Origin of the sequence: Microbacterium phyllosphaerae, from assembly GCF_017876435.1 — a bacterium.
Classification (GTDB): domain Bacteria; phylum Actinomycetota; class Actinomycetes; order Actinomycetales; family Microbacteriaceae; genus Microbacterium; species Microbacterium phyllosphaerae.
This window is the reverse complement of sequence record NZ_JAGIOA010000001.1, coordinates 24,592-45,504: the sequence shown is the minus strand read 5'-3', so window position 1 is coordinate 45,504 and position 20,913 is coordinate 24,592. Positions and strand designations below refer to the sequence as shown.

At 69.6% G+C, this 20,913-nt stretch carries 17 protein-coding genes; 6 read left to right on the top strand and 11 right to left on the bottom strand.

Going from position 1 to position 20,913, the window contains the following annotated elements; all coding sequences use genetic code 11:
- Positions 1-6: 6 nt before the first annotated feature.
- From JOF42_RS00190 to JOF42_RS00175, 4 genes are read left to right on the top strand one after another with little or no spacing between them, the layout of a single operon-like run.
- The gene (locus tag JOF42_RS00190) at positions 7-693 is read left to right on the top strand and encodes an L-ribulose-5-phosphate 4-epimerase (RefSeq protein WP_210099019.1); all 687 of its coding nucleotides are present in this window, start codon (positions 7-9) and stop codon (positions 691-693) included.
- The gene (locus JOF42_RS00185; RefSeq protein WP_210095999.1) at positions 690-2,309 is read left to right on the top strand and encodes a xylulokinase; all 1,620 of its coding nucleotides are present in this window, start codon (positions 690-692) and stop codon (positions 2,307-2,309) included. Before JOF42_RS00190 ends, JOF42_RS00185 begins: the two co-directional genes overlap by 4 nt.
- Positions 2,310-2,347: 38 nt before the next feature.
- Complete coding sequence (gene araA / locus JOF42_RS00180; protein ID WP_210095998.1) at positions 2,348-3,871, top strand: L-arabinose isomerase; 1,524 nt, start codon at positions 2,348-2,350, stop codon at positions 3,869-3,871.
- Entirely contained in the window at positions 3,871-4,830 is a 960-nt protein-coding gene (locus tag JOF42_RS00175) for an aldose 1-epimerase family protein (protein WP_210095997.1), read from the top strand. Before araA ends, JOF42_RS00175 begins: the two co-directional genes overlap by 1 nt.
- A 358-nt stretch (positions 4,831-5,188) precedes the next feature.
- Here JOF42_RS00175 and JOF42_RS00170 read toward each other — a convergent pair whose 3' ends face one another.
- Positions 5,189-5,776 (bottom strand): antibiotic biosynthesis monooxygenase, encoded by a 588-nt coding sequence (locus tag JOF42_RS00170; protein ID WP_210095996.1) that lies wholly within the window; start codon positions 5,774-5,776, stop codon positions 5,189-5,191.
- A 500-nt stretch (positions 5,777-6,276) separates the two neighbouring features.
- Between JOF42_RS00170 and JOF42_RS00165 the strand changes: the two genes are divergently transcribed.
- Positions 6,277-7,461, top strand: coding sequence for a thiolase family protein (locus JOF42_RS00165; protein WP_245340676.1), 1,185 nt, complete (start codon positions 6,277-6,279; stop codon positions 7,459-7,461).
- A 95-nt stretch (positions 7,462-7,556) separates the two neighbouring features.
- Here JOF42_RS00165 and JOF42_RS00160 read toward each other — a convergent pair whose 3' ends face one another.
- The 10 genes from JOF42_RS00160 to JOF42_RS00115 form a co-directional block, all read right to left on the bottom strand.
- Positions 7,557-8,537, bottom strand: coding sequence for a DUF559 domain-containing protein (locus JOF42_RS00160; protein WP_210095994.1), 981 nt, complete (start codon positions 8,535-8,537; stop codon positions 7,557-7,559).
- Positions 8,538-8,891: 354 nt separating this feature from the next.
- Positions 8,892-9,857, bottom strand: coding sequence for an aldo/keto reductase (locus JOF42_RS00155; RefSeq protein ID WP_210095993.1), 966 nt, complete (start codon positions 9,855-9,857; stop codon positions 8,892-8,894).
- Complete coding sequence (locus JOF42_RS00150) at positions 9,857-11,950, bottom strand: beta-galactosidase (protein ID WP_210095992.1); 2,094 nt, start codon at positions 11,948-11,950, stop codon at positions 9,857-9,859. Before JOF42_RS00150 ends, JOF42_RS00155 begins: the two co-directional genes overlap by 1 nt.
- A gap of 46 nt (positions 11,951-11,996) precedes the next feature.
- On the bottom strand, positions 11,997-12,998 hold the full coding sequence (locus JOF42_RS00145; protein ID WP_210095991.1) for a LacI family DNA-binding transcriptional regulator: 1,002 nt from the start codon (positions 12,996-12,998) through the stop codon (positions 11,997-11,999).
- The gene (locus JOF42_RS00140) at positions 12,991-14,130 is read right to left on the bottom strand and encodes a ThuA domain-containing protein (RefSeq protein WP_210095990.1); all 1,140 of its coding nucleotides are present in this window, start codon (positions 14,128-14,130) and stop codon (positions 12,991-12,993) included. Before JOF42_RS00140 ends, JOF42_RS00145 begins: the two co-directional genes overlap by 8 nt.
- The gene (locus JOF42_RS00135; RefSeq protein ID WP_210095989.1) at positions 14,123-15,088 is read right to left on the bottom strand and encodes an aldo/keto reductase; all 966 of its coding nucleotides are present in this window, start codon (positions 15,086-15,088) and stop codon (positions 14,123-14,125) included. The genes JOF42_RS00140 and JOF42_RS00135 overlap by 8 nt, the downstream gene beginning before the upstream one ends.
- Positions 15,085-16,086, bottom strand: a complete 1,002-nt coding sequence (locus tag JOF42_RS00130; protein ID WP_210095988.1) for an ABC transporter permease — start codon at positions 16,084-16,086, stop codon at positions 15,085-15,087. Before JOF42_RS00130 ends, JOF42_RS00135 begins: the two co-directional genes overlap by 4 nt.
- Entirely contained in the window at positions 16,083-17,093 is a 1,011-nt protein-coding gene (locus tag JOF42_RS00125; protein ID WP_210095987.1) for an ABC transporter permease, read from the bottom strand. Before JOF42_RS00125 ends, JOF42_RS00130 begins: the two co-directional genes overlap by 4 nt.
- Before the next feature lie 40 nt (positions 17,094-17,133).
- Complete coding sequence (locus JOF42_RS00120) at positions 17,134-18,216, bottom strand: sugar ABC transporter substrate-binding protein (protein ID WP_210095986.1); 1,083 nt, start codon at positions 18,214-18,216, stop codon at positions 17,134-17,136.
- Positions 18,217-18,317: 101 nt separating this feature from the next.
- Positions 18,318-19,127 carry an ATP-binding cassette domain-containing protein gene (locus JOF42_RS00115; protein ID WP_210095985.1) on the bottom strand — a complete coding sequence of 270 codons (810 nt, stop codon included), beginning with the start codon at positions 19,125-19,127 and terminating at the stop codon, positions 18,318-18,320.
- Between the two features lie 267 nt (positions 19,128-19,394).
- Here JOF42_RS00115 and JOF42_RS00110 point away from each other — a divergent pair, with 267 nt between their 5' ends.
- On the top strand, positions 19,395-20,897 hold the full coding sequence (locus JOF42_RS00110) for a CoA-acylating methylmalonate-semialdehyde dehydrogenase (protein WP_210095984.1): 1,503 nt from the start codon (positions 19,395-19,397) through the stop codon (positions 20,895-20,897).
- The last annotated feature ends 16 nt before the right edge of the window (positions 20,898-20,913 follow it).

The window sequence follows — 20,913 nt, the reverse complement described above, 5'->3', positions numbered from 1 at the left end:
CCGGAGATCGCCGCCGCCATCCAGGCCGTCCGCGAGGACGTCGCCCGTCTGCACGGCGAGCTGGTCCGCTATGACCTCATCGTCTGGACCGGCGGCAATGTCTCCGGCCGCGTGCCCGGCGCCGACCTCTTCGTCATCAAGCCCTCAGGCGTGAGCTACGACGACCTCGCCCCCGAGAACATGATCCTGTGCGACCTCGACGGCGCGGTGATCCCCGGCACCCCCGGCAGCGAGCGCTCGCCCTCGAGCGACACCGCAGCCCACGCCTACGTCTACCGCCACATGCCCGAGGTCGGCGGCGTCGTGCACACGCACTCGACGTTCGCGGTCGCCTGGGCCGCCCGCGGCGAGGAGATCCCCTGCGTCATCACGGCCATGGCTGACGAGTTCGGCGGACCGATCCCGGTCGGCCCGTTCGCGATCATCGGCGACGACTCGATCGGCCGCGGCATCGTGCAGACCCTCAGCGGTCACCGCAGCCGCGCGGTGCTCATGCAGAACCACGGCCCGTTCACCATCGGAGTCGACGCGAAGGATGCCGTCAAGGCCGCCGTCATGGTCGAGGACGTCGCCCGCACCGTGCACTACGCCCGCGAGGCCGGCCCGCTGATCCCGATTCCGCAGGAGGCGATCGACAGCCTCTTCAACCGATACCAGAACATCTACGGACAGAACTCGGACGCCCGACGATGAGCGACACGGCCACCACCAGCGACACGACCACCACGACCGCGCGCGACGACATCACCGCCGGTCGCACGAGCCTCGGCATCGAGCTCGGCTCGACCCGCATCAAGGCCTGCCTGATCGGACCGAACGCCACCGATGTGCTCGCCACCGGGTCGTTCGCGTGGGAGAACCGGCTCGAAGACGGACTCTGGACGTACGCGATCGACGAGGTCTGGACAGGCCTGCAGGCCGCCTACGCCGCGCTCGTCGCCGACGCGGAGAACCGCCATGGCGTGCGCCCCGAGACGTTCGGTGCGATCGGCATCTCGGCCATGATGCACGGGTACCTCGCCTTCGACGCGAAGGGCGAGCTGCTCACGCCGTTCCGCACGTGGCGCAACACGAACACGGGAGTGGCCGCGGCGGAGCTGACCGACCTGCTCGGCGTGAACATCCCGCTCCGCTGGTCGATCGCGCACCTGCATCAGGCGGTGCTCGACGGCGAGGCCCACGTGCCGCAGCTCGACTTCGTCACGACCCTCGCCGGATACGTGCATGCGAAGCTGACGGGCGAGCGCGTGCTCGGCGTCGGCGATGCGTCCGGCATGTTCCCGATCGACTCGGCCACCGGAGACTACGACGCGCGGATGCTGCAGGCCTACGACGCTCTCGCCGCAGACCGCCTCCCCGCAAGCGCCAAGGATCTGCTCCCGACCGTCCGTCCCGCAGGTGCCGCCGCCGGCAAGCTCACCGAGGAGGGTGCGGCCCTGCTCGATCCGACCGGTGCGCTGGCATCCGGCATCCCGCTCTGCCCGCCTGAGGGCGACGCCGGCACCGGCATGGTGGCGACGAACTCCGTGTCTCCGCGCACGGGCAACGTCTCGGCCGGAACGAGCATCTTCGCGATGGTCGTTCTCGAGCGCCCGCTGGCCGAGGTGCATCACGAACTCGACCTCGTGACGACTCCCGCCGGTGACGCCGTGGCGATGGTGCACTGCAACAACGGTGCGAGCGAGCTCGCCGCCTGGGCGGGGCTCTTCACCCGCTTCTCGGCCGCGGCGGGTCAGCCGCTGAGTGACGACGCGGTCTTCGACGCCCTCTTCCGTGAGGCTCTCGACGGTGAGGCGGATGCCGGTGGGCTGCTCGCCTACAACCACCTCGCCGGCGAGCCCATCGCCGGCCTGACCGAGGGGCGCCCGCTGTTCGTGCGCACCCCCGACAGCGCCTTCACCCTCGCGAACTTCATGCGCTCACAGCTGTACGGCGTGTTCGGCACGCTGGCGCTGGGGATGCAGGTGCTCGCCGCCGAGGGCGTCGAGCTCGACCGCATGTTCGCCCACGGAGGCATGTTCCGCACCGCCGGGGTGGCACAGCGCTTCCTGGCCGGAGCGCTCGGCGCGCCGGTCGCGGTGGGCGAACTGGCCTCCGAGGGTGGGGCGTGGGGCATCGCGGTGCTCGCGTCGTACCTCGCACGCGCCGAGGGGCAGACACTGGGGGAGTATCTCGAGAGCGACGTCTTCGCCTCGGCATCCCTCGCGGTCGCCGACCCCGACCCCGACGACGTCGCCGGCTTCACCGCCTATCTCGACCGCTACCGCGCGGGCCTCGCCATCGAAGCCGCCGCGACCACGGCTCTCTGAACTCTTCCCGCTGATACCGGAACACCGAAGGACCACTCATGCCCCGCACCCCGCTCACCACCTCGCTCGACGGCTACGAGGTCTGGTTCCTCACCGGCAGCCAGCACCTCTACGGCCCCGAGACGCTCGCCCAGGTCGCCGACCAATCGCAGGAGATCGCCCGCATCCTCGACGAGGCCGGCGAGGTGCCCGTGAAGATCGTCTGGAAGCCGGTGCTGACGGATGCCGCGGCCATCAAGCGCACCGCGCTCGAGGCGAACGCCGACGACCGCGTCATCGGCCTGATCGCGTGGATGCACACGTTCAGCCCCGCGAAGATGTGGATCGCCGGTCTCGACGCGCTGCAGAAGCCGCTCGCGCACCTGCACACGCAGGCGAACGTCGAGCTGCCGTGGGCCGACATCGACTTCGACTTCATGAACCTGAACCAGGCGGCGCACGGCGACCGCGAGTTCGGCTACATCCAGACGCGTCTCGGGGTGCCGCGCAAGACCGTCGTCGGTCACGCGAGCGACCCGCGGGTGCGTCAGGAGATCGCGACGTGGCAGCGTGCGGCCGCAGGCCTCGCGGCCTCCCGTTCGCTCAAGCTCGCCCGCTTCGGTGACAACATGCGCTTCGTCGCCGTCACCGAGGGCGACAAGACCGAGGCTGAGCTGCGCTTCGGTGTGCAGGTCAACACGTGGGGCGTGAACGATCTGGCGGATGCGGTCGCCGCGGCATCCGAATCCGAGATCGACGCCCTCGTGGCCGAGTACGAAGAGCTGTACGAGGTCGTCCCCGAGCTTCGTCGCGGAGGCGACCGCCACCAGTCGCTGCGCGATGGGGCCGCGATCGAGATCGGTCTGCGGACGTTCCTCGAGGAGGGCGGCTTCGGCGCCTTCACCACCTCGTTCGAGGATCTCGGCGCCCTGAAGCAGCTGCCGGGTCTCGCGGTGCAGCGCCTGATGGCCGAGGGCTACGGCTTCGGTGCCGAGGGCGACTGGAAGACGGCGATCCTCGTGCGCGTCGCCAACGTGATGGGCGCGGGGCTGCCGGGTGGTGCGAGCCTCATGGAGGACTACACCTACGACATGACCCCCGGCGACGAGCTGATCCTCGGGGCGCACATGCTCGAGGTCTCGCCATCGCTCACCACCGCGAAGCCGACGCTCGAGATCCACCCGCTCGGCATCGGCGGCAAGGACGACCCGGTGCGCCTGGTCTTCACGGCCGACCCCGGCCCCGCGATCGTCGTCGCACTCAGCGACATGCGCGACCGGTTCCGCCTCACCGCGAACGTGGTCGAGAACGTGCCGCCGCGTCAGTCGCTGCCGAAGCTGCCGGTCGGCCGCGCCGTCTGGAAGCCGCAGCCCGACTTCAACACCTCCGCCGCCGCCTGGCTGACTGCGGGTGCCGCGCACCACACCGTGATGTCGACGGCCGTGGGGCTCGAGGCGTTCCGCGACTTCGCCGAGATAGCTGAGGTCGAGCTGCTCGTGATCGACGATGCGACCACGCTGCCCGAGTTCCAGAAGCAGGTGCGCTGGAACCAGGCGTACTACCGACTCGCTCAGGGGCTGTGATGACTGACGTCTCTTCGGTCACCGTGGAGGTCGCGACCGCCGCGCGCCCCCGCTCGGGTCGGCAGCTGCGCATCGCCGGACACGGCTACGAGGCCGTGATCGCCAGCGTCGGCGCATCGCTGCGCGTGCTCACCTTCGAGGGCCGCGACCTGGTCGTGCCGTTCGACGCCGACGAGGTGCGGCCCGGATACCGCGGCACCACTCTCGCGCCGTGGCCCAACCGCATCGTCGACGGCCGCTACACGTTCGGCGGCGTCGAGCACCAGTTGGCCCTCACCGAGCCCGCCCGTGGTCAGGCGCTGCACGGCCTGCTCGCGTGGGCCGAGTTCGAGGACCGTCTCGTGCTCGACGACCGGGTCGTGCTCGCGGCCGTGATCGAGCCGCAGACCGGGTACCCCTTCCGCGTCGAGGTCGAGACGGAGTACCGCATCGACGCCGACGGACTGCGTCAGACCGTGACCGCGCACAACCTCGGGGCGGATGCTGCGCCGTGGGGCACCGGACCGCATCCCTATCTCGTCGCCGGGCCCGACGGACGCGTGGACGACTGGACGCTGACGCTGCCGGCATCCGAGGTGCTCACCGTCACCGACGACCGGCTGAGCCCCGTGGCTCTCGAGGGGGTGGCGGAGCATCCGCAGTGGGACTTCCGCGCTGCGCGCCCGATCTCCGACGTGTTCATCGACCACGCCTTCACCGGGCTCACGCGCGAGGGCGGTGTCGCCGAGGTGCGACTGGTGACGGATGCCGGAACCGGCGTCGCGATGACGTTCGACGAGCGCTGCCCGTGGGTGCAGGTGCACACGGCCGACAACCCCGAGATCGACGCGATCCACCGCATCGGCCTCGCGGTCGAGCCCATGACCTGCCCGCCGGACGCGTTCAACTCGGGAACCGACCTCTTCGTGCTCGAACCGGGCGCTGCGCACGCGGCATCCTGGAGGATCTCCGCCGTCTGAGGGTGGCGAGCCTGCGCCGCCTTTTGCTGCGCGGGGGGCGGTGCGGGGTCACTCTCGCATCCGGGTCGTCGGTGCGGGGTCAAAAGTGCACCGTAAACGACCGATTCCGATGCTTTCTTGACCCCGCATAGTGGCTGGGTGTCGGGCTGGTGCCGCGGGCTGTTGTCTCAGGGGCTCGGGGTCGATTCGCACCCGCCCGCCGGTGCGGGGTCACTTTCGCATCCGTTCGCTTGTGGGGGGTCAGTTTCGCACCGGAAACGTCCGAATCCGATGCGTTACTGACCCCGCCAGCACGCAGGCCAGTAGGCAGGCCAGCACGCAGGCCAGTAGGCAGGCCAGCAGGCAGGGAGGCCAGGCGTCAGCGGTTGAGCCAGGTGCGCAGCGACCGCGTGACGAAAGGCAGCACCCAGTAGGTCATGATCGGCGTGAGCACGACCGTCGTCGCGAGCACCCGCAGCCAGATCGGCAGCTCGTTCCAGCCGGGCACGGGGCTCAGAGCGTAGGTGAGGGCGACGTTCAGCGGGAAGAATCCGAGCCAGATCGACACGGCCTGTTTCCACCGCGGGGGAGTGCTGACCATCGCGACCGTGGTCGTCGATCCGTCCGCCCGCGGCAGCGTGATCGTGTCGGTGGTCGGCTCGTCGAACCAGCCCTCGATGCCGCTGCGTCGGCGTACACGCTCGCTGCGCACGAACTGGTCGCCGGTCGACTTCCACCACTCCCGCTCGCCGGACTGCTCCCAGGCGATCAGCGACTTCTCGTCGGAGAACCGGTAGAGCATGTGCCAGACGTGCGAGTCCTCGCCGTCGCGCACCCATCCGGAGCCGAGGAATCCCGGATACCGGTGGGCGAGGTTCACGCCGGTCTGCACCCAGGCGGTGGCTGCGGCCACATGCTCGGGGTCGACCTCGCGGCGGATGGAGACGGTGATGGGTTCGCTGGACATGGTGGGTCCTCGGAGACTGCGGTCGCCCGGGTCACGGGCGCCTCGACGGTGGGGGATGCGCCAAGGTGCGGGCGCATCAACGATTGTATTTCGGATGCCGGGGTCGCCGCCCTGTTTTCGCGACGCGCGAAGACGGCATCCGTGGTTCCGTCGGCGCGCGTGAGGCCGGATGCCGGAGTTCGAATGCTCGGTGCTCGGTGCTCGGTGCTCGGTGCGCGGTGCGCGGTGCGCGGTGCTGGGTGCTGGGTGCTGGGTGCTGGGTGCTGGGTGCTGGGTGCCGGATGCCGGAGGCCGGATACTCGGTGCTTCCGACGGTCGAATGCGCCTGGGAAGGCCGGATGCCGGGAATTCGGCCTTCGCGGGTGCGTATGGCCGAGGCAGGGCAGGGCAGGGCAGGGCAGGTCAGGGCAGGGCTGGGCCAGGGCAGGGCAGGGCAGGGCAGGGCAGCGAAGCGAAGCGGCATCCGTCCCGAACTCCGTGACGGGGAGAGAATGGGACGCATGAGCACGCGCAGCGAAGCCGTCCTGATCGATGTCGTCCGGACCCCCGTCGGGCGGGGCAAGCCGGGCGGAGCCCTGTCGGGGGTGCATCCGGTCGATCTCGCTGCCGGAGCGCTCGCCGCGATCCTCGAGCGCAGCGGGCTCGATTCGCGACAGATCGACGACGTGCTGCTCGGCTGCGTGAGCCAGGTGGGCGACCAATCGTCGAACATCGCCAGGCAGGCTGTGCTCGCGGCCGGATTCGATGAGTCGATCCCCGGGGCGACGATCGACCGTCAGTGCGGGTCGAGCCAGCAGGCCGTGCACTTCGCCGCGCAGGGCATCATCGCCGGCGCCTATGACGCGGTGATCGTCGGTGGTGTCGAGTCGATGAGCCGAGTGCCCCTCGGGTCATCCGCCGCGGGTGGCTCGCCGATGTCGCCGCGTCTGCGCGAGCGGTATCCGGACGGGCTCGTGAACCAGGGCGTCTCGGCCGAGCTGATCGCCCAGCGCTGGAACCTCGACCGCGCTGCCCTCGACGCCTATGCGGCAGAATCGCACCGTCGCGCCGCGGCCGCGTGGACCGACGGATTCTTCGACCGCACGGTCATCCCGGTGACGGAGGCTCCGGATGCCGTCGACGACGAGACCGTCCGTGCGGGCACGACGGCCGAGGGGCTGGCGGGACTTCACCCGGCCTTCCGCACGGATGCGCTCGCCGCGCGGTTCCCCGACGTCGACTGGCGCATCACCCCCGGCAACTCCTCGCCGCTCACCGACGGAGCATCCGCCGCGCTGCTGATGAGCGCTGAACGCGCCGACGCGCTGGGGCTCACACCGCGGGCAAGGTTCCACGCGTTCACGGTGGTCGGAGACGACCCGCTGATGATGCTCACGGGGCCGATCCCCGCGACGCGGCGCATCCTCGAACGCACCGGACTCACGATCGACGACCTCGATGCCTACGAGGTCAACGAGGCGTTCGCGTCGGTGCCGCTGGCCTGGGCCGCCGAGGTCGGGGCGGATGCCGAGAAGCTCAACCCCCGAGGAGGGGCGATCGCCCTCGGGCACGCCCTCGGCTCGTCCGGCACCCGCCTGCTCGGGACGCTCGTCGACCAGCTCGACGCCGTCGACGGCCGGTTCGGCTTGCAGACCATGTGCGAGGGCGGCGGCATGGCGAACGCCACGATCATCGAGCGGCTGTAGGCCCGGCACCCGGCATCCGGCATCAATCTCTTTCGAATCGCGCACTTTGCAGAAAGGCCGTCTGGAAAACTGCAAAGTAGGCGATTCGAAGGGGGTTAGGCGCCGAGAGCTGCCGATACGCGCCGCACCAGCTCCTCGGGCCGACGCAGCAGAGGTGAGGTGACCTCGATGACGACCCACCCGGCGGCGCGGAGGCGTTCGAGTCTCTCCACGTCCGCCGCCCACTGCTCCCCATGCAGCATGCCGAGATACTCGATGACGACACGAGCCTCGCGGTAGACCATGTCGACGCATCCGAGGAAGCGCCCGCGCTCGTCGTGGATGTCCACGTTGAGCTCCGGTTCCGGCAGCCCGCCGGCGAGCAGGATGCAGCGCACTCGCGTCTCACGCGGCGACCAGGAGTCCTCGCGAACGAGCTCGAGTGCATCCCTGAGCCGTGCCGCTCCGCGTCGTCGCCCTGCTTCCAGCATCGTCCGCAGATCTGCCCGAGTCGAGAGGGGTGCGCGTCCGGGGGCCGGTCTGCCCCTCCCGCTTCGCCACACGCGGCACATGTGATCGCCGATGGCGACGACGTCGAAGAGCGGAAGTCCGCCGAGCGACGCCCAGGTCGCGGCGGGCGAGGTGACTCGCAAGCCGTCGTGCACTGTGATCTCCGTCAAGCTCGACAGTGTCCGGTGACCGACGATACCGCTCGCGCGGGGGAAGGGCGTGTGCCCCGCGGCGCTGACGTGCAGATGAAGGTCGCTGTAGGCGGCGATCTGGTCGTCGTCGGTGAATTCGAGAGGCAACGGCGCACCCCAGATCGACGCGGCCGTCTGATGGCTGAAGAAATGGCCGTTGTGCAGTCGCGGGGCGTAGACGTGTGCGCGGCGGGCCCGCGCGCGGCGCTGCCGTTCATGGGGATCCACGATGTCGTCGAACGTCGGCACTGTTCCGGCGGGTGCACGCACGCCGAAGAAAGGGGCTTCGAGGTCGACGCTGCGCAGTCGGTTGCGGCTCACACCGTGCAGTCGTGCGATGTGCACCGAGAAGCCGATGCCGCGGATCTCGTCCGGAAGGTTCTCGCGTGGCGTCATGGTCCACACCGTGGCATGCCCCGGCGCTCGACGGATGCGGTTGTCCACAGCCCTGGCCGGTTCCCACTGGCTTCGAATCGCGCACTTTGCAGAACCAACGACCCGAGATCTGCCAAGTGCGCGATTCGAAAGCGAAAGCAGGGCCGGGACGACCGCAAGGCAGAGAAGACCCCCGCCGACCCGATTCGGCGGGGGTCTTTCGCGGTGTGTCACCGCAACGGGAGCAGACGCTCACCGTGGTGCGCGGATGACGTGACTACCCGATCCGGTCTGAGTCTGTGTCCGCGCACCTGTAGTTGTAGTCGGTCGACGTGTACGAACGGTGAACGACCGGCGAACACCGGTTCGGGACGGTCACCAGGCGTACGCCTCGGGGGCGGTGCCGCCGGGCCCGGGCCAGATGCGGTCGAGTTCGGCGAGCGTGTCGGCATCGAGCGTCACGTCGAGCGCCTCGACGGCAGAGTCGAGCTGGTCGATCGTGCGCGGACCGATCACCGGGGCGGTCACGGTCGGCTGGTGCAGCAGCCAGGCGATCGCGACGACACCGGGGCGGATGCCGAGCTCGGCGCAGAACTCCTCGTAGCGCTCGATCGCGGGGCGCCGGTCTCCGAGGGCGTCGAGGCTCGACCGCGAGCGGTCGGTCTTCTGCAGCACCCCGCCGAGCTGTCCGCTGGCGAGCGGCGACCAGGGCAGCAGCCCCATGCCGTACTGCTCCGCGGCGGGCACGACCTCGAGCTCGACCGTGCGCTCGGTGAGGTTGTACAGCGACTGCTCGGTCACCGGGGCCGGATAGCCGGATGCCGCGGCGATCTCGTGCACGCGCGCGAGGTGCCACCCGGCGAAGTTCGAGCTGCCGAGGTAGGTGATCTTGCCCTGCTCGCGCAGCGTCACGAAGGCGCTGAGCGTCTCGTCGAGCGGCACATCGCGGTCGATGTGGTGCATCTGGTACAGGTCGAGGTGGTCGGTGCCGAGTCGTCGCAGCGACGCGTCGACCGAGGCGCGGATGTGCACCGCCGACAGCCCTCGATCGTTCGACCGAGGCCCCATCGCGCCGAACACCTTCGTGGCGACGATCAGGTCGTCGCGGTTGCCGCGGTCCTTCATCCAGCGACCGAGGATCTCTTCCGACTGCCCGGGGTGGTCGCCCCACCGGCCGCCGCCGTAGACGTCGGCGGTGTCGATGAAGTCGATGCCGGCGTCGACCGCGCGGTCCAGGATGGCGCGCGAGGCCTCCTCGTCGATCACGGGACCGAAGTTCATGGTGCCGAGGGCCAGACGGCTCACCCGGGCGCCCGCTCGTCCGAGACGTGTGTACTGCATCAGCTGTTCTCCTTCTGAGAGTTCTGCGAATCCTGCGAGTCCCGCGAGTCCTGCGAAACCGACGACGGCGAGTCGCTCGTGTCCACGAACGCCCATCCGAACGCCCCGAGCTCGCGGCGCGCGTCCGTCGAGCCGGTGAGCACATCGGTACCGGCCACCTCGACCGCGAACGGCTCGGCGCTGTGGTTGATGACGGTGAGGATGCCGCCGCGGCGGGCGATCTCGACGTGCGCGGGCAGTCCTTCGATCTCGGCCGTCACTCCGGCCTCGGCCGCGAGCCAGCCGAGCACCGCGGTCATGCCCGCGTCGTCGGGGATCGTCGCGAGATAGTAGCCGTGACCTGCGCCGAAGTCCTTGCGGGTGAATGCCGCCCGGCCCTCGGTGCGGCCCTCGGTGAAGCGGCCGAGCACCTCGGCATCCTGCACCAGCAGCTCCTCGGCGAAGTACTGGCCGACGATCCGGCCGGCGGGCCCGTCGAGCGGGGCCTCCGACTGACCGGGCCCGTCGGGCACCGCGTGCAGGGCGACCTCGCCGGCCGAGTCGGCCGAGCGCACGGACTCGGGCGGAACGAGCGCACCGAAGTCCTCGAGGGCGACGCCGAGCGCGTCGCGCAGCGAGACGATGAACCCGCCGTCACGGAAGGCGTCGTCCTGGTCGACGACGTCGCTGAACGCCGAGACGAACAGGTTGCCACCTCGGTGCACGTAGGCCGAGAGGTTGGCCGCGCCCTCGTCGCTCAGCAGGTACTGCTGAGGTGCGACGACGAGCGAGTACGCGCTCAGGTCACTGGTCGTGTTCACGATGTCGACGGCGAGGTTCTGACGGTGCAGAGCCGCATGCCAGCGGTGCGAGAGCGTGAGATAGTCGAGCACGATCGGGTGGTCGCGGCCGTCGATGGCCCACCAGTTCTCCCAGTCGAACACGAGCGCGATCTTCGCTCCCGAGGTCACGTCCGGCAGCTCGGGCAGCTGTGCGAGCCGGCCGCCGAGGTCGACGACCTCCCGCCACGTACGTGTGTCGAGCCCGGCCTGCGGCACCATCGCCGAGTGGAACTTCTCGCTGCCGCGGCGGGACTGGCGCCACTGGAAGAACATGATGCCGTCGGCACCGCGCCCGACCGCCTGGGCGCTGATCGCCGCCATCTGACCCGGCGCCTTCGGCGCGTTGGTCGGGCGCCAGTTCAGCGCGTTCGTCGACTGCTCGGTGAGGATCCACGGCACGCCCGGCTTGAGCCCGCGCATGAGCTCACGGGCGAACGCCGCGCCGCGGAACGACTCGGGGTCGTTGGGGTCGGGGTAGTTGTCGTCGCAGATCACGTCGACCTCGTCCGCCCACTTCCAGTAGTCGGCCGGCGGGAACGCGCCCATGAAGTTCGTGGTGATCGGCTGCGTCGCCCCGGAGGCGCGGATGATGTCGCGCTCCATCACGTACAGCTCGAGCAGGGTGTCGGAGGTGAACCGCTTGAAGTCGAGCACGCTGGTGGGGTTGATGCTGTACGGCGCCTTGCGCGGCGGCACGATCTGGTCGAACGCGGTGTAGCGCTGCGACCAGAAGTCCGTGCCCCAGGCGTGGTTGAGGGCGTCGATCGTCGCGTACTTGCGCTCGAGCCACACGCGGAACGCGTCGCGCGCCGCGTCGGAGTAGTCGTAGTGCAGGTGGCATCCGTACTCGTTGTTGACGTGCCAGAGCACGACGGCCGGATGCTGCGCGTAGCGCTCCGCGAGGGCGGTGACGAGCTCCGACGCGAGGCGACGGTAGACGGGCGAGGCGGGCGCGTACGCCTGGCGGCTGCCCGGCCAGAAGGTCGATCCGTCGGCATCCTGCGGCAGCATCTCGGGATACGCGGCGGAGGCCCACGGTGGCGGGGATGCGGTGGCGGTGGCGAGGTCGACCTGGATGCCGCCCTCGTGCAGCAGCCCGATGATCTCGTCGAGCCACTCCCAGTCGAACTCGCCCTCGGCGGGCTGGATCCGCGACCACGAGAAGATCCCGAGGCTCACGAGCGTCACACCCGCTTCGCGCATGAGCCGCACGTCTTCGGGCCACACCTCTCGTGGCCACTGCTCGGGGTTGTAGTCGGCGCCGTAATGCATGGATCTCCTGGGTCGGTGGTCGCGAGGACCGGATGGGTGGGGAAGGTCAGTGGGAGCGGGTCGAGGCCCGAATCACGAGCTCGGGCACGAAGCGCGCCTCGATCGGATCGTCGGAGCCTGCGAGGTGGTGCATGAGCAGCTCGACGGCCCTCGCGCCCATCTCTCGGGCGGGTTGGCGCACCGAGGTCAACGGCACGACCGCGGCGCCGGCGAACTCGATGTCGTCGTAGCCGACCAGCGAGATGTCCTCGGGCACGCGCAGGCCCCGCCCGACGAGCCCCTGCAGCAGGCCGAGGGCGAGGTGGTCGTTACCGGCGAAGATCCCGTCGGGGCGGTCCGCTGCGGGCAGCTCGGCGATCTGCTCGCCGATCTCACGGCCGAGGCCAGTGTTCAGCGTGGTCGTCTCGATGAGCGTGGTGCGCACACCGGCGGCATCCGCCACCTCGTGCAGTCCGGTGAGACGCTCGTTCATCTGCTCGCGCGACTTCGGTCCGCCGATGAACGCCAGGTGCCGGCATCCGCCGTCGAGGAGCGCCTGAGCCGCGATGCGTCCGCCGAGCCTGTTGTCGACCGACACGGAGGAGAACTCGCCGCGCGGATGCCGCTGGTCGACGAGGACGACGGGCACCCCTCGGCGGCGGAAGCGCTGCAGGTACTCCTCGTGGTACTCGACCGGGGCGATGAGCACGCCGTCGACGCGCTGCCGCTCGAACAGGTCGAGGTAGCGGGACTCGCGCTCGGCCGAGTCGAAGCCGTTGCCCACGAGCACGGAGTAGCCGGCGGTCAGCGCCTGCTCCTCGGCGCCGAACGCGAGGTCGGCGAAGAACGGGTTGGTGATGTTGATCACCGAGAACCCGATCGCGTCGCTGCGGCCGGCCTTGAGCTGTCGGGCGGCGATGTTGGGCACGTAGCCGAGCTCGTCGACGGCCTCGGCGACGCGGGCGGCCGCAGACTCAGAGACGAGCTCCGGTCGATTCAGCGCGTTCGAGACGGTTCCGATCGAGACCCCGGCGCGCTCGGCGACGTCTCGGAGGCCGATGTCAGGCATGCCGCTCCTCCTGCGTCCGAGACAGAGCCCGCAGGTCGTCGAGCAGTCGGACGCGATTATCGAGCTTGACGCGCGCCGGGCCGTGCACCACGGCGACGCGCCAGTCGTCTCCGAGCAGGATGGCAGATCCGCCGTCGCCGCCCTGCCATCGCCCGTGTTCGGCGACCAGCGCGATCCCCGCGTCGGCGGAACGCAGCATCCGTCCGTCGATCGCGGCTCCGGGCAGGTCGACACGCAGACCGCCGTCGACGGACGCGAGTCGACCGACCTCGCGGCCGTGGCTGTGCAGGGCGGCACCGCCGGCGGGCAGGCGCTCGAGCAGGAGGTATCCGGATGCCAGCAGCTCGCCGTCGTCGAAGTGATCGGCGAAGCCGGCCACTCCCACATCGCCGCCGCGCGGTGCGATCGCGATGAGTTCGTAGTCGAGCGCGGCGGCCTCGAACGCCGGTACCGGCGGGATCGCCGACGGGGCCGGGTCCAGCGCATGTTCGGTACCGACCAGTTCGTCGATCAGCGCATGCAGCAGCGCGCGCGTGCCGTCGGCCCGATAGGCCTCGACGCCGTGGCCGAGTGCCGAGTACGCGACGCCGCCGTGTCCGTCAGCGCCGTGGCGTGACCAGGCGAGAGCGTGGGTGATGCCGTCGTCGGTGTGGATCGCCCGCACCGCGGAACCGTCGCCGACCTCGAGGTGCGAGTACCGCTCGTCGTACACCCGGAACGGGGGGAGTGGAGCGGCCGGCTGCACCACGCTCCAGCCGATCTGCGGATGCATCGTCACGCCCGGCACCCATCGCCCACCCAGCAGCTCGGCCCAGCGGGGGTCGTCACGGAAGGCGAGAGCCGAGGAGTGCACCGCGAGCAGCGGGATGCCCGAGGCCACGGCGTCGAGCAGAGGATCGAGCACGGCTCTCGCCGCAGCGGCCTCCGCGCCCAGATCGCCGCTGATGTTCACGACGAGCAGTGCGGCATCCGTCAGAGTCGCTCCGTCGGCCACGTCGTCGGTGTCGAGGCGGCGCACCGGCATCCGCTCGGCGAGCACGTCCGCGAGCGCCTCGCTGGTCGCTGCGAGTCCGTGCCACGGGTCGGCGTGCGCGCCGACGCCGGTGACGAGCAGGGCGGGTCGGTCAGTCATCGATCCACGAGTCCCGTGAGGGGCGGAGCGCGTCGAGCTCCTCCCAGAGGGCGTCGGGAATCTCGGTCTCAGCCATGCGCACAGTCTCGTCGAGCTGCTGCGGCGTGACCAGCCCGCACACGGTGGAGTGGATGCGCGGATCGCGCAGCGAGCTCTGCAGCGCCGCCACGATCAGGGGCACTCCGTGGCGTTCGCACGCCGCGCCCATCGCGTCGATCGCTGCGAGCATCTCGGCTGACGCGGGGGCGTAGTGATAGCGGTCAGAGGTGCGGGGCCAGCTCGCGAGGATCCCGCCTCCGTAGATCGCCGCATTCACCACGCCGATGTCCGCCGCGGCGGCGGCGTCGAGCAGAGCATCCGCGGTGCGGTCGACCAGTGTGGCCCGGTTGTGCGTGATGAGCACGTCGAAGACGTCCGTCTCGACGAATCGCGTCAGCATCCGCGCCGGCCCTCCCGAGATGCCGATGAAGTCGGCGTATCCCTGATCGCGCAGTGACTGCAGCACCTCGACGGGGCCGCCCGGTGCCATCGCCGCGTCGAAGCCGATGTGCTCGGGGTCGTGCAGGTGCAGGATCGGCACCCGGTCGATGCCGAGCCGCTCGAGGCTCTCGTCGAGCGAGCGACGCATGCGGTCGGGGTCGAACGAGTCGGTCTCGGGATCGCGGTCGAGTTTCGTCTGGATCACGAAACCCTCGGGCACGCCTCCCGCTCGACGAACCGCCAGACCGATCCGCCGCTCGCTCTCGCCGTCGCCGTAGTTGTTCGAGGTGTCGATGAAGGTGACGGGGCTCTCGAACGCGGCCAGCGTCAGCTGCACTGCATCCTCCTCGGGCACCGTCAGGCCGTGCACGGGGGAGGACACTCCCCACGCCGCGGTGCCGATGCAGATCGGCGAGACCGCGAGGCCGGTGCGGCCCAGGATCGTGCTCTGGAGCGTGAGCGGATGGTCGGTGCTCATTCGAAGGCGTCCCCTCCGCGGAAGCGGTCGACCAGCACGGCGGCCAGCAGGATCACCGCGACGATGAGGTCGAGGTAGTCGGGGTCGATGAAGCTCACGTTCAGGATGTTCGTGATGCCCGCCACGACCAGCAGGCCCAGAAGCGCACCGATCGGGTTGCCGACGCCGCCTCGGGTGATCGAGTATCCGCCGATCATCAGCGCCGCGTAGATCTGGAACTCCAGTCCGGTGCCGAGGATGTTGGATGCCGAGCCGAGCTGCCCCACATAGAAGATGCCGCCGATCGCGGCTCCCACCGCGCTCACGATGAGCGCGACCGTGCGCACCCTGACGACCGAGATGCCGGCGCGCTGGGCGGCCCGCGGGTCGCCGCCGACGGCCTGGATCTTGCGTCCGACCCGGGTCTTCGAGACCACGCCCGCCGCGACGAGCGTCAGGCCGACGCCGATCAGCAGCAGGGTCGGGATGCCGAACGTGGTGCCCTGCGTGACGTCGTAGAGCGGCTCGATGAGCGTGGTCGGCGGAGCCTGCACGACGATCGCCTGGCACACGCCGCGCAGCAGCGTCAGCATGCCCAGGGTGACGGCGAGCGGTTCGGCGCCGAGGCCGACGATCACGAACGCATTGATCGAGCCGACGACGATGCCGAGCAGGATGGTGACCCCCGCGGCCATCCACGGATCGATCCCCGACGCGACGAGCTGGTTGAACGCGACCGCGCCGAATCCGACCATCGATCCGATCGACAGGTCGACCACACCGGCGAGCAGCGCGAACGAGGCGAGCACGCCGACGATGAGGGGGATCGCGACCGCGACGCCGACGATGCGCACGTTCGAGACCGAGAAGAAGGCGGGGCCGACCGCGATCGCACCGATGATGATGACGGCCGCGAGCATCAGGCCGATGCTGCCGACGGGGCCCTTGAGGTACGAGAGCACTTGGGGGAGAGCCCGGGGCGACTCGACGTCGGATGCCGGGGCGAATGCCGTGGTCATCGTGCACCTCTCTTGATGCGGAAGCCGTCGATGCCGACGGCGATGATGAGGAGAGCGCCCTGGAAGATCAGCGCGAATGCCGGCGGGAGTCCGAAGAAGGCGATCGACACCGGGATGGTCGAGAGGAATCCGACGCTCAGCAGCAGCACGAGGAAGTTGCCCTTGCCGCCGGAGAGGCTGATGCCCGCGAGGATCACCGCGGCGATCACGATCAGCTGGTAGCTCGCTCCGGCGTTGGGGGTGAAGCTCGGCGTCACCGAGGCGAACAGCACTCCGGCGAGTCCCGCCACCGCGCCGGCGCCCGAGAACGTGGCCAGGCGGACGCGACGCAGCGAGACACCACGAGCGCGGGCGGCCTGCGGGTTGCCGCCGACTGCGGTGAGCCGCCGGCCCCAGCGAGTCCACGCGATCGCGAGGCCGGCGAGCACGACGATCGCGAGCATGGGCCAGAAGATGTTGGGGAGTCCGAGGAACTGCCCCAGGCCGAAGGCCCGGAGCGCGGACCCCGAGGGGATCTGCGCCGACTTGAACCCGATCATCATGATCGCGAGGCCGCCGAAGCCGGTGGCGAGCGTCACGATGATGGGGTTCAGCTTGCCGAAGACGATGATGAGGCCGTTGAGCAGGCCCCACGCGGCACCCGCGACGATGCCGGCGACCACCGCGAGGAGGTCGGGCACGCCCGCGGCGAGCAGGGTCACGGTGGCCCAGGCGCTGACCACCAGCGAGACCGGGAGGCTGAGGTCGAGCAGGCCGCCGCCGATGACGACGATGCCCTGGGCGACGGAGAGCACACCCGAGATCGCCATGGTGAACGTGATGGCCAGCAGGGACTGGCTCGACAGGAAGTCGGGGCGGACGATCGTGGTCGCCGCCGCGAGGAGGAACCACACGGCGGCGATGCTCAGGGCATCCCGCAGCGTGGTGCGGCTCCCCGCGTCCGAGCGCGACGTGCGCACGCTCGGACGCGGGGCGGCCGGATCGGCCGTGAGGGTGGGAGTCGTCATGAGAGTCTCGTTCTTCTCGAGACCGATCCGGGAGGAACGGTTAGTTCTTGCAGTAGAGGTCGTAGAGCGTGGTGCCCTCGTCGGCCTCGGAGATCGCGGCGACGCGCTCCTCGATGCCGGGGATGGCCGCGGCCTGCTCCTGGGTGACGGCGCAGGGCTGCACGCTCACGGCCGCGTCGTCGCCGGAGTCCTTGACTGCGGGCGGGTCGCCGGCGGCGATGGCATCCGCGATCTCGAAGGCGTAGGCCGCGTACCCCTCGAGGAAGTACATGACGCTGCCGGCGAGGTTCGGGTCGACGTTGTCGCCCGTGATCAGGCCGCCGTCCTGGCCCCAGCCCATGATGTGCGCGTCGCGACCGAGCTGCGTCGCCGCCTGCAGGGCGCCGACGACCGCCTGGTCGTTGAGTCCGACGACGAGGATGTTCTCGGCATCCGGGTGCGCGGCGAAGACGCCGGGCGCGTTCTGCAGCGAGGTGGTGAGGTTGCCGTCGGCCTCGTAAGCGACGTATGCGTCTTCGGGGATGTCGGGGCAGACCTCGCCGACGGCGGTCGCGGCGTTGCCGGTGCGCCAGGTGTCGATCTGTCCGGCTGCGGTGCCCTGCGCCGAGATGACGAGGTCGACATCGCAGTCCCACTCGCTCTTGGCGAGCTCACCGAGAGCCGTACCGCCCTCGGTGCCGGCCGCGGCGTTGTCGATGCCGACGAAGTACCAGCCCTCCTGGGCGATGTCGAACGTGATGACCGGGATGTCGGCATCCTTGTACTTCTTCGCGATGACGGGGTTCGCCTCGGGGCGGCCGTTGAACATCATCACGGCGTCGACGCCCTGCTGCACGAAGAGGTCGGCGTTCTTGACGGCCGTGGCCTCGTCGCCGTCGTTGCTGAGTTCGACGTACTTCCAGCCGCGCTGCTCGGCCAGGGCCTGGGCGACGTCGCCCTGGTAGTCCTGCCAATCGGCGTCGGCCTGGCCGCCGACGGCGAACCCGAGGGTGAAGGTGTCGTCGTCGCCGCCTGCGGATCCGCCCGCGGGCTGATCGGCGCAACCGACCATCGAGATTCCGGCGACGAGTGCCACGCCGGCGCCGAGAAGGCGCAGGGCGGTGCGGGGTGAGTGATGCGTCATTGCAGTGCTCCTCTTGAATGGGTGTGTTCGGGTGGTGCGGGTGGTGCGGTGTTCGGGTGGTGCGGTTTTCGGGTGGTGCGGGTGGTGAAGTCTGGTCGTCGTCAGCTGACGAGGGTCTCGGTGTCTTCCGGGGTGGGCACGTCTGCCGGGATCGCTCCGGTGATCAGGCCGACGATGTCCTGCGCGGTGACGTCGGCGATGTCGCGCACGGCGACCGAGCGTCCGAGGCGCATCACCGTCACGCGGTCGGCGACCGTGTGCAGCTGCTGCATGTTGTGGCTGACCAGGATCACGCTCACGCCGTGCTCGCGCAGGCGGCCGATCAGGTCGAGCACCTGCTGCGACTCGCGCACGCCCAGGGCGGCGGTGGGTTCGTCGAGGATCACGATGCTGCGACCCCAGAGCAGTGCGCGGGCGATCGCGAGGCACTGGCGCTGTCCGCCCGACATGCCCTTGACCGACACGTTGACCGACTGGATGCCGACGCCGAGCTCGGCGAGCACCTCGCGAGACCTGGCGCGCATGCCGCGGTCGTTCACGATGTTCAGCGCCTTGAGGAACGGGTTGGTCGAGAGCTCTTCACGACCGAGGTACACGTTCTGCACGGCCGACATCGTGTCGACGAGCGCGAGATCCTGATACACCGTCTCGATCCCGGCGGCGAGGGCGTCGGTCGGGCGGCGGAAGTCCACGGGTGCGCCCTCGACCTCGATCGTGCCGCCGTCGGGGATCACGGCTCCGGAGAGCACCTTCAGCAGCGTCGACTTGCCGGCTCCGTTGTCGCCGACGAGGCCCATGACCTCTCCGCGGCGCAGGGTGAGCGACGCGTCGGCGAGGGCCGTGACCGCGCCGTAGCGGCGCGAGATGTTGCGAGCGTGGAGGACCAGGTCCTGGTCAGCAGCGAGTGCCATGATCAACCTCATTGTCGAAGGGCTGGAACGTCGACTTTAAACGTTTCAGGTGTTTAAAACGTTTCAGACTCTACAACCGGATCTTCGGATCCGGCAAGGACTTTTCTCGCCGGAACATGTTCGAATCGCGCACTTTGCAGAAGTCGAACCCCGGAAACTGCAAAGTAAGCGACCCGAAAGCGGAGATACAAGGACGCCCTAGTAAATCTCAGGATGCCGAAGTACCATTCTCATAGTGCCAACGACGGCGCGAAGGGACATCGCACAATGACTCGTACCATTCCCCATTTCGTAGGCGGATCGCACCTCAACCCCGAGGGTGGCCGCTTCGCCGACGTGTTCGATCCGAGCACCGGCTCCGTGCAGGCGCGGGTGCCGCTGGCATCCGCCGACGAGGTCGCCGACGTGATCGCGAATGCCGAGGCCGCGCAGGTCGAGTGGGCGGCCACCAATCCGCAGAAGCGCGCTCGGGTGCTGCTGCGGTTCCTCGGTCTGGTGCAGCGCGAGATGCAGTCCCTCGCCGAACTCCTCGCGAGCGAGCACGGCAAGACGGTCGACGACGCGAAGGGCGACATCCAGCGCGGCCTCGAGGTCATCGAGTTCTCAGCCGGAGCCCCGCATCTGTTGAAGGGCGAGTACTCCACGGGCGCCGGAGCAGGCATCGACGTGTACTCGATGCGTCAGCCGCTCGGTGTCGTCGCGGCCATCACTCCGTTCAACTTCCCCGCCATGATCCCGCTCTGGAAGGCCGGCCCCGCGCTGGCCGCGGGCAACGCGGTCGTGCTCAAGCCCAGCGAGCGCGACCCCTCGGTGCCGGTGCGCATCGCCGAGCTGTTCCTCGAGGCGGGGCTCCCCGCCGGCGTCCTGAACGTCGTCCACGGAGACAAGGAGGCCGTCGACGCGCTGCTGACCGACGACCGCATCCGTGCCGTCGGATTCGTCGGCTCGACGCCGATCGCCGAGTACATCTACTCGACGGCTGCCGCGCACGGCAAGCGCGCGCAGTGCTTCGGCGGCGCGAAGAACCACATGATCGTGATGCCGGATGCCGACCTCGATCAGGCCGTCGACGCACTGATCGGTTCGGGGTACGGCTCGGCGGGCGAACGGTGCATGGCGATCTCGGTCGCGGTGCCGGTGGGACAGCAGACGGCGGATGCTCTCGCCGCAAAGCTCACCGAGCGCGTGGCGCAGCTGCGGATCGGCCCCTCGCTCGCGGCCGACGTCGACTACGGGCCGCTTGTCACGCGCGCAGCGGTCGAGCGCGTCGAGGGGTACATCCAGCAGGGTGTCGACGAAGGGGCGATGCTCCTCGCCGACGGACGAGGCTTCTCGGTGCCGGGGCACGAGCAGGGCTTCTACCTCGGACCGACGCTGTTCGATCACGTCACGACTGACATGGCGATCTACCGTGAGGAGATCTTCGGCCCGGTGCTCGTCATCGCACGCGCCGCCGACTACGAAGAGGCGCTGCGCATGGCGTCGGAGCACGAGTACGGCAACGGCGTCGCGATCTTCACGCGCGACGGCGACGCTGCCCGCAACTTCGCCGCCCGGGTCGAGGTCGGCATGGTCGGAGTGAACGTGCCTATCCCCGTGCCGATCGCGTATTACACGTTCGGCGGCTGGAAGCGCAGCGGCTTCGGCGACCTCAACCAGCACGGTGCAGACGCGTTCCGCTTCTACACGAAGACCAAGACGGTCACGAGCCGCTGGCCATCTGCGGGGATCCGCGAGGGCGCCAGCTTCGTGATCCCCACCATGCACTGATCCCGCGTCACCTCCC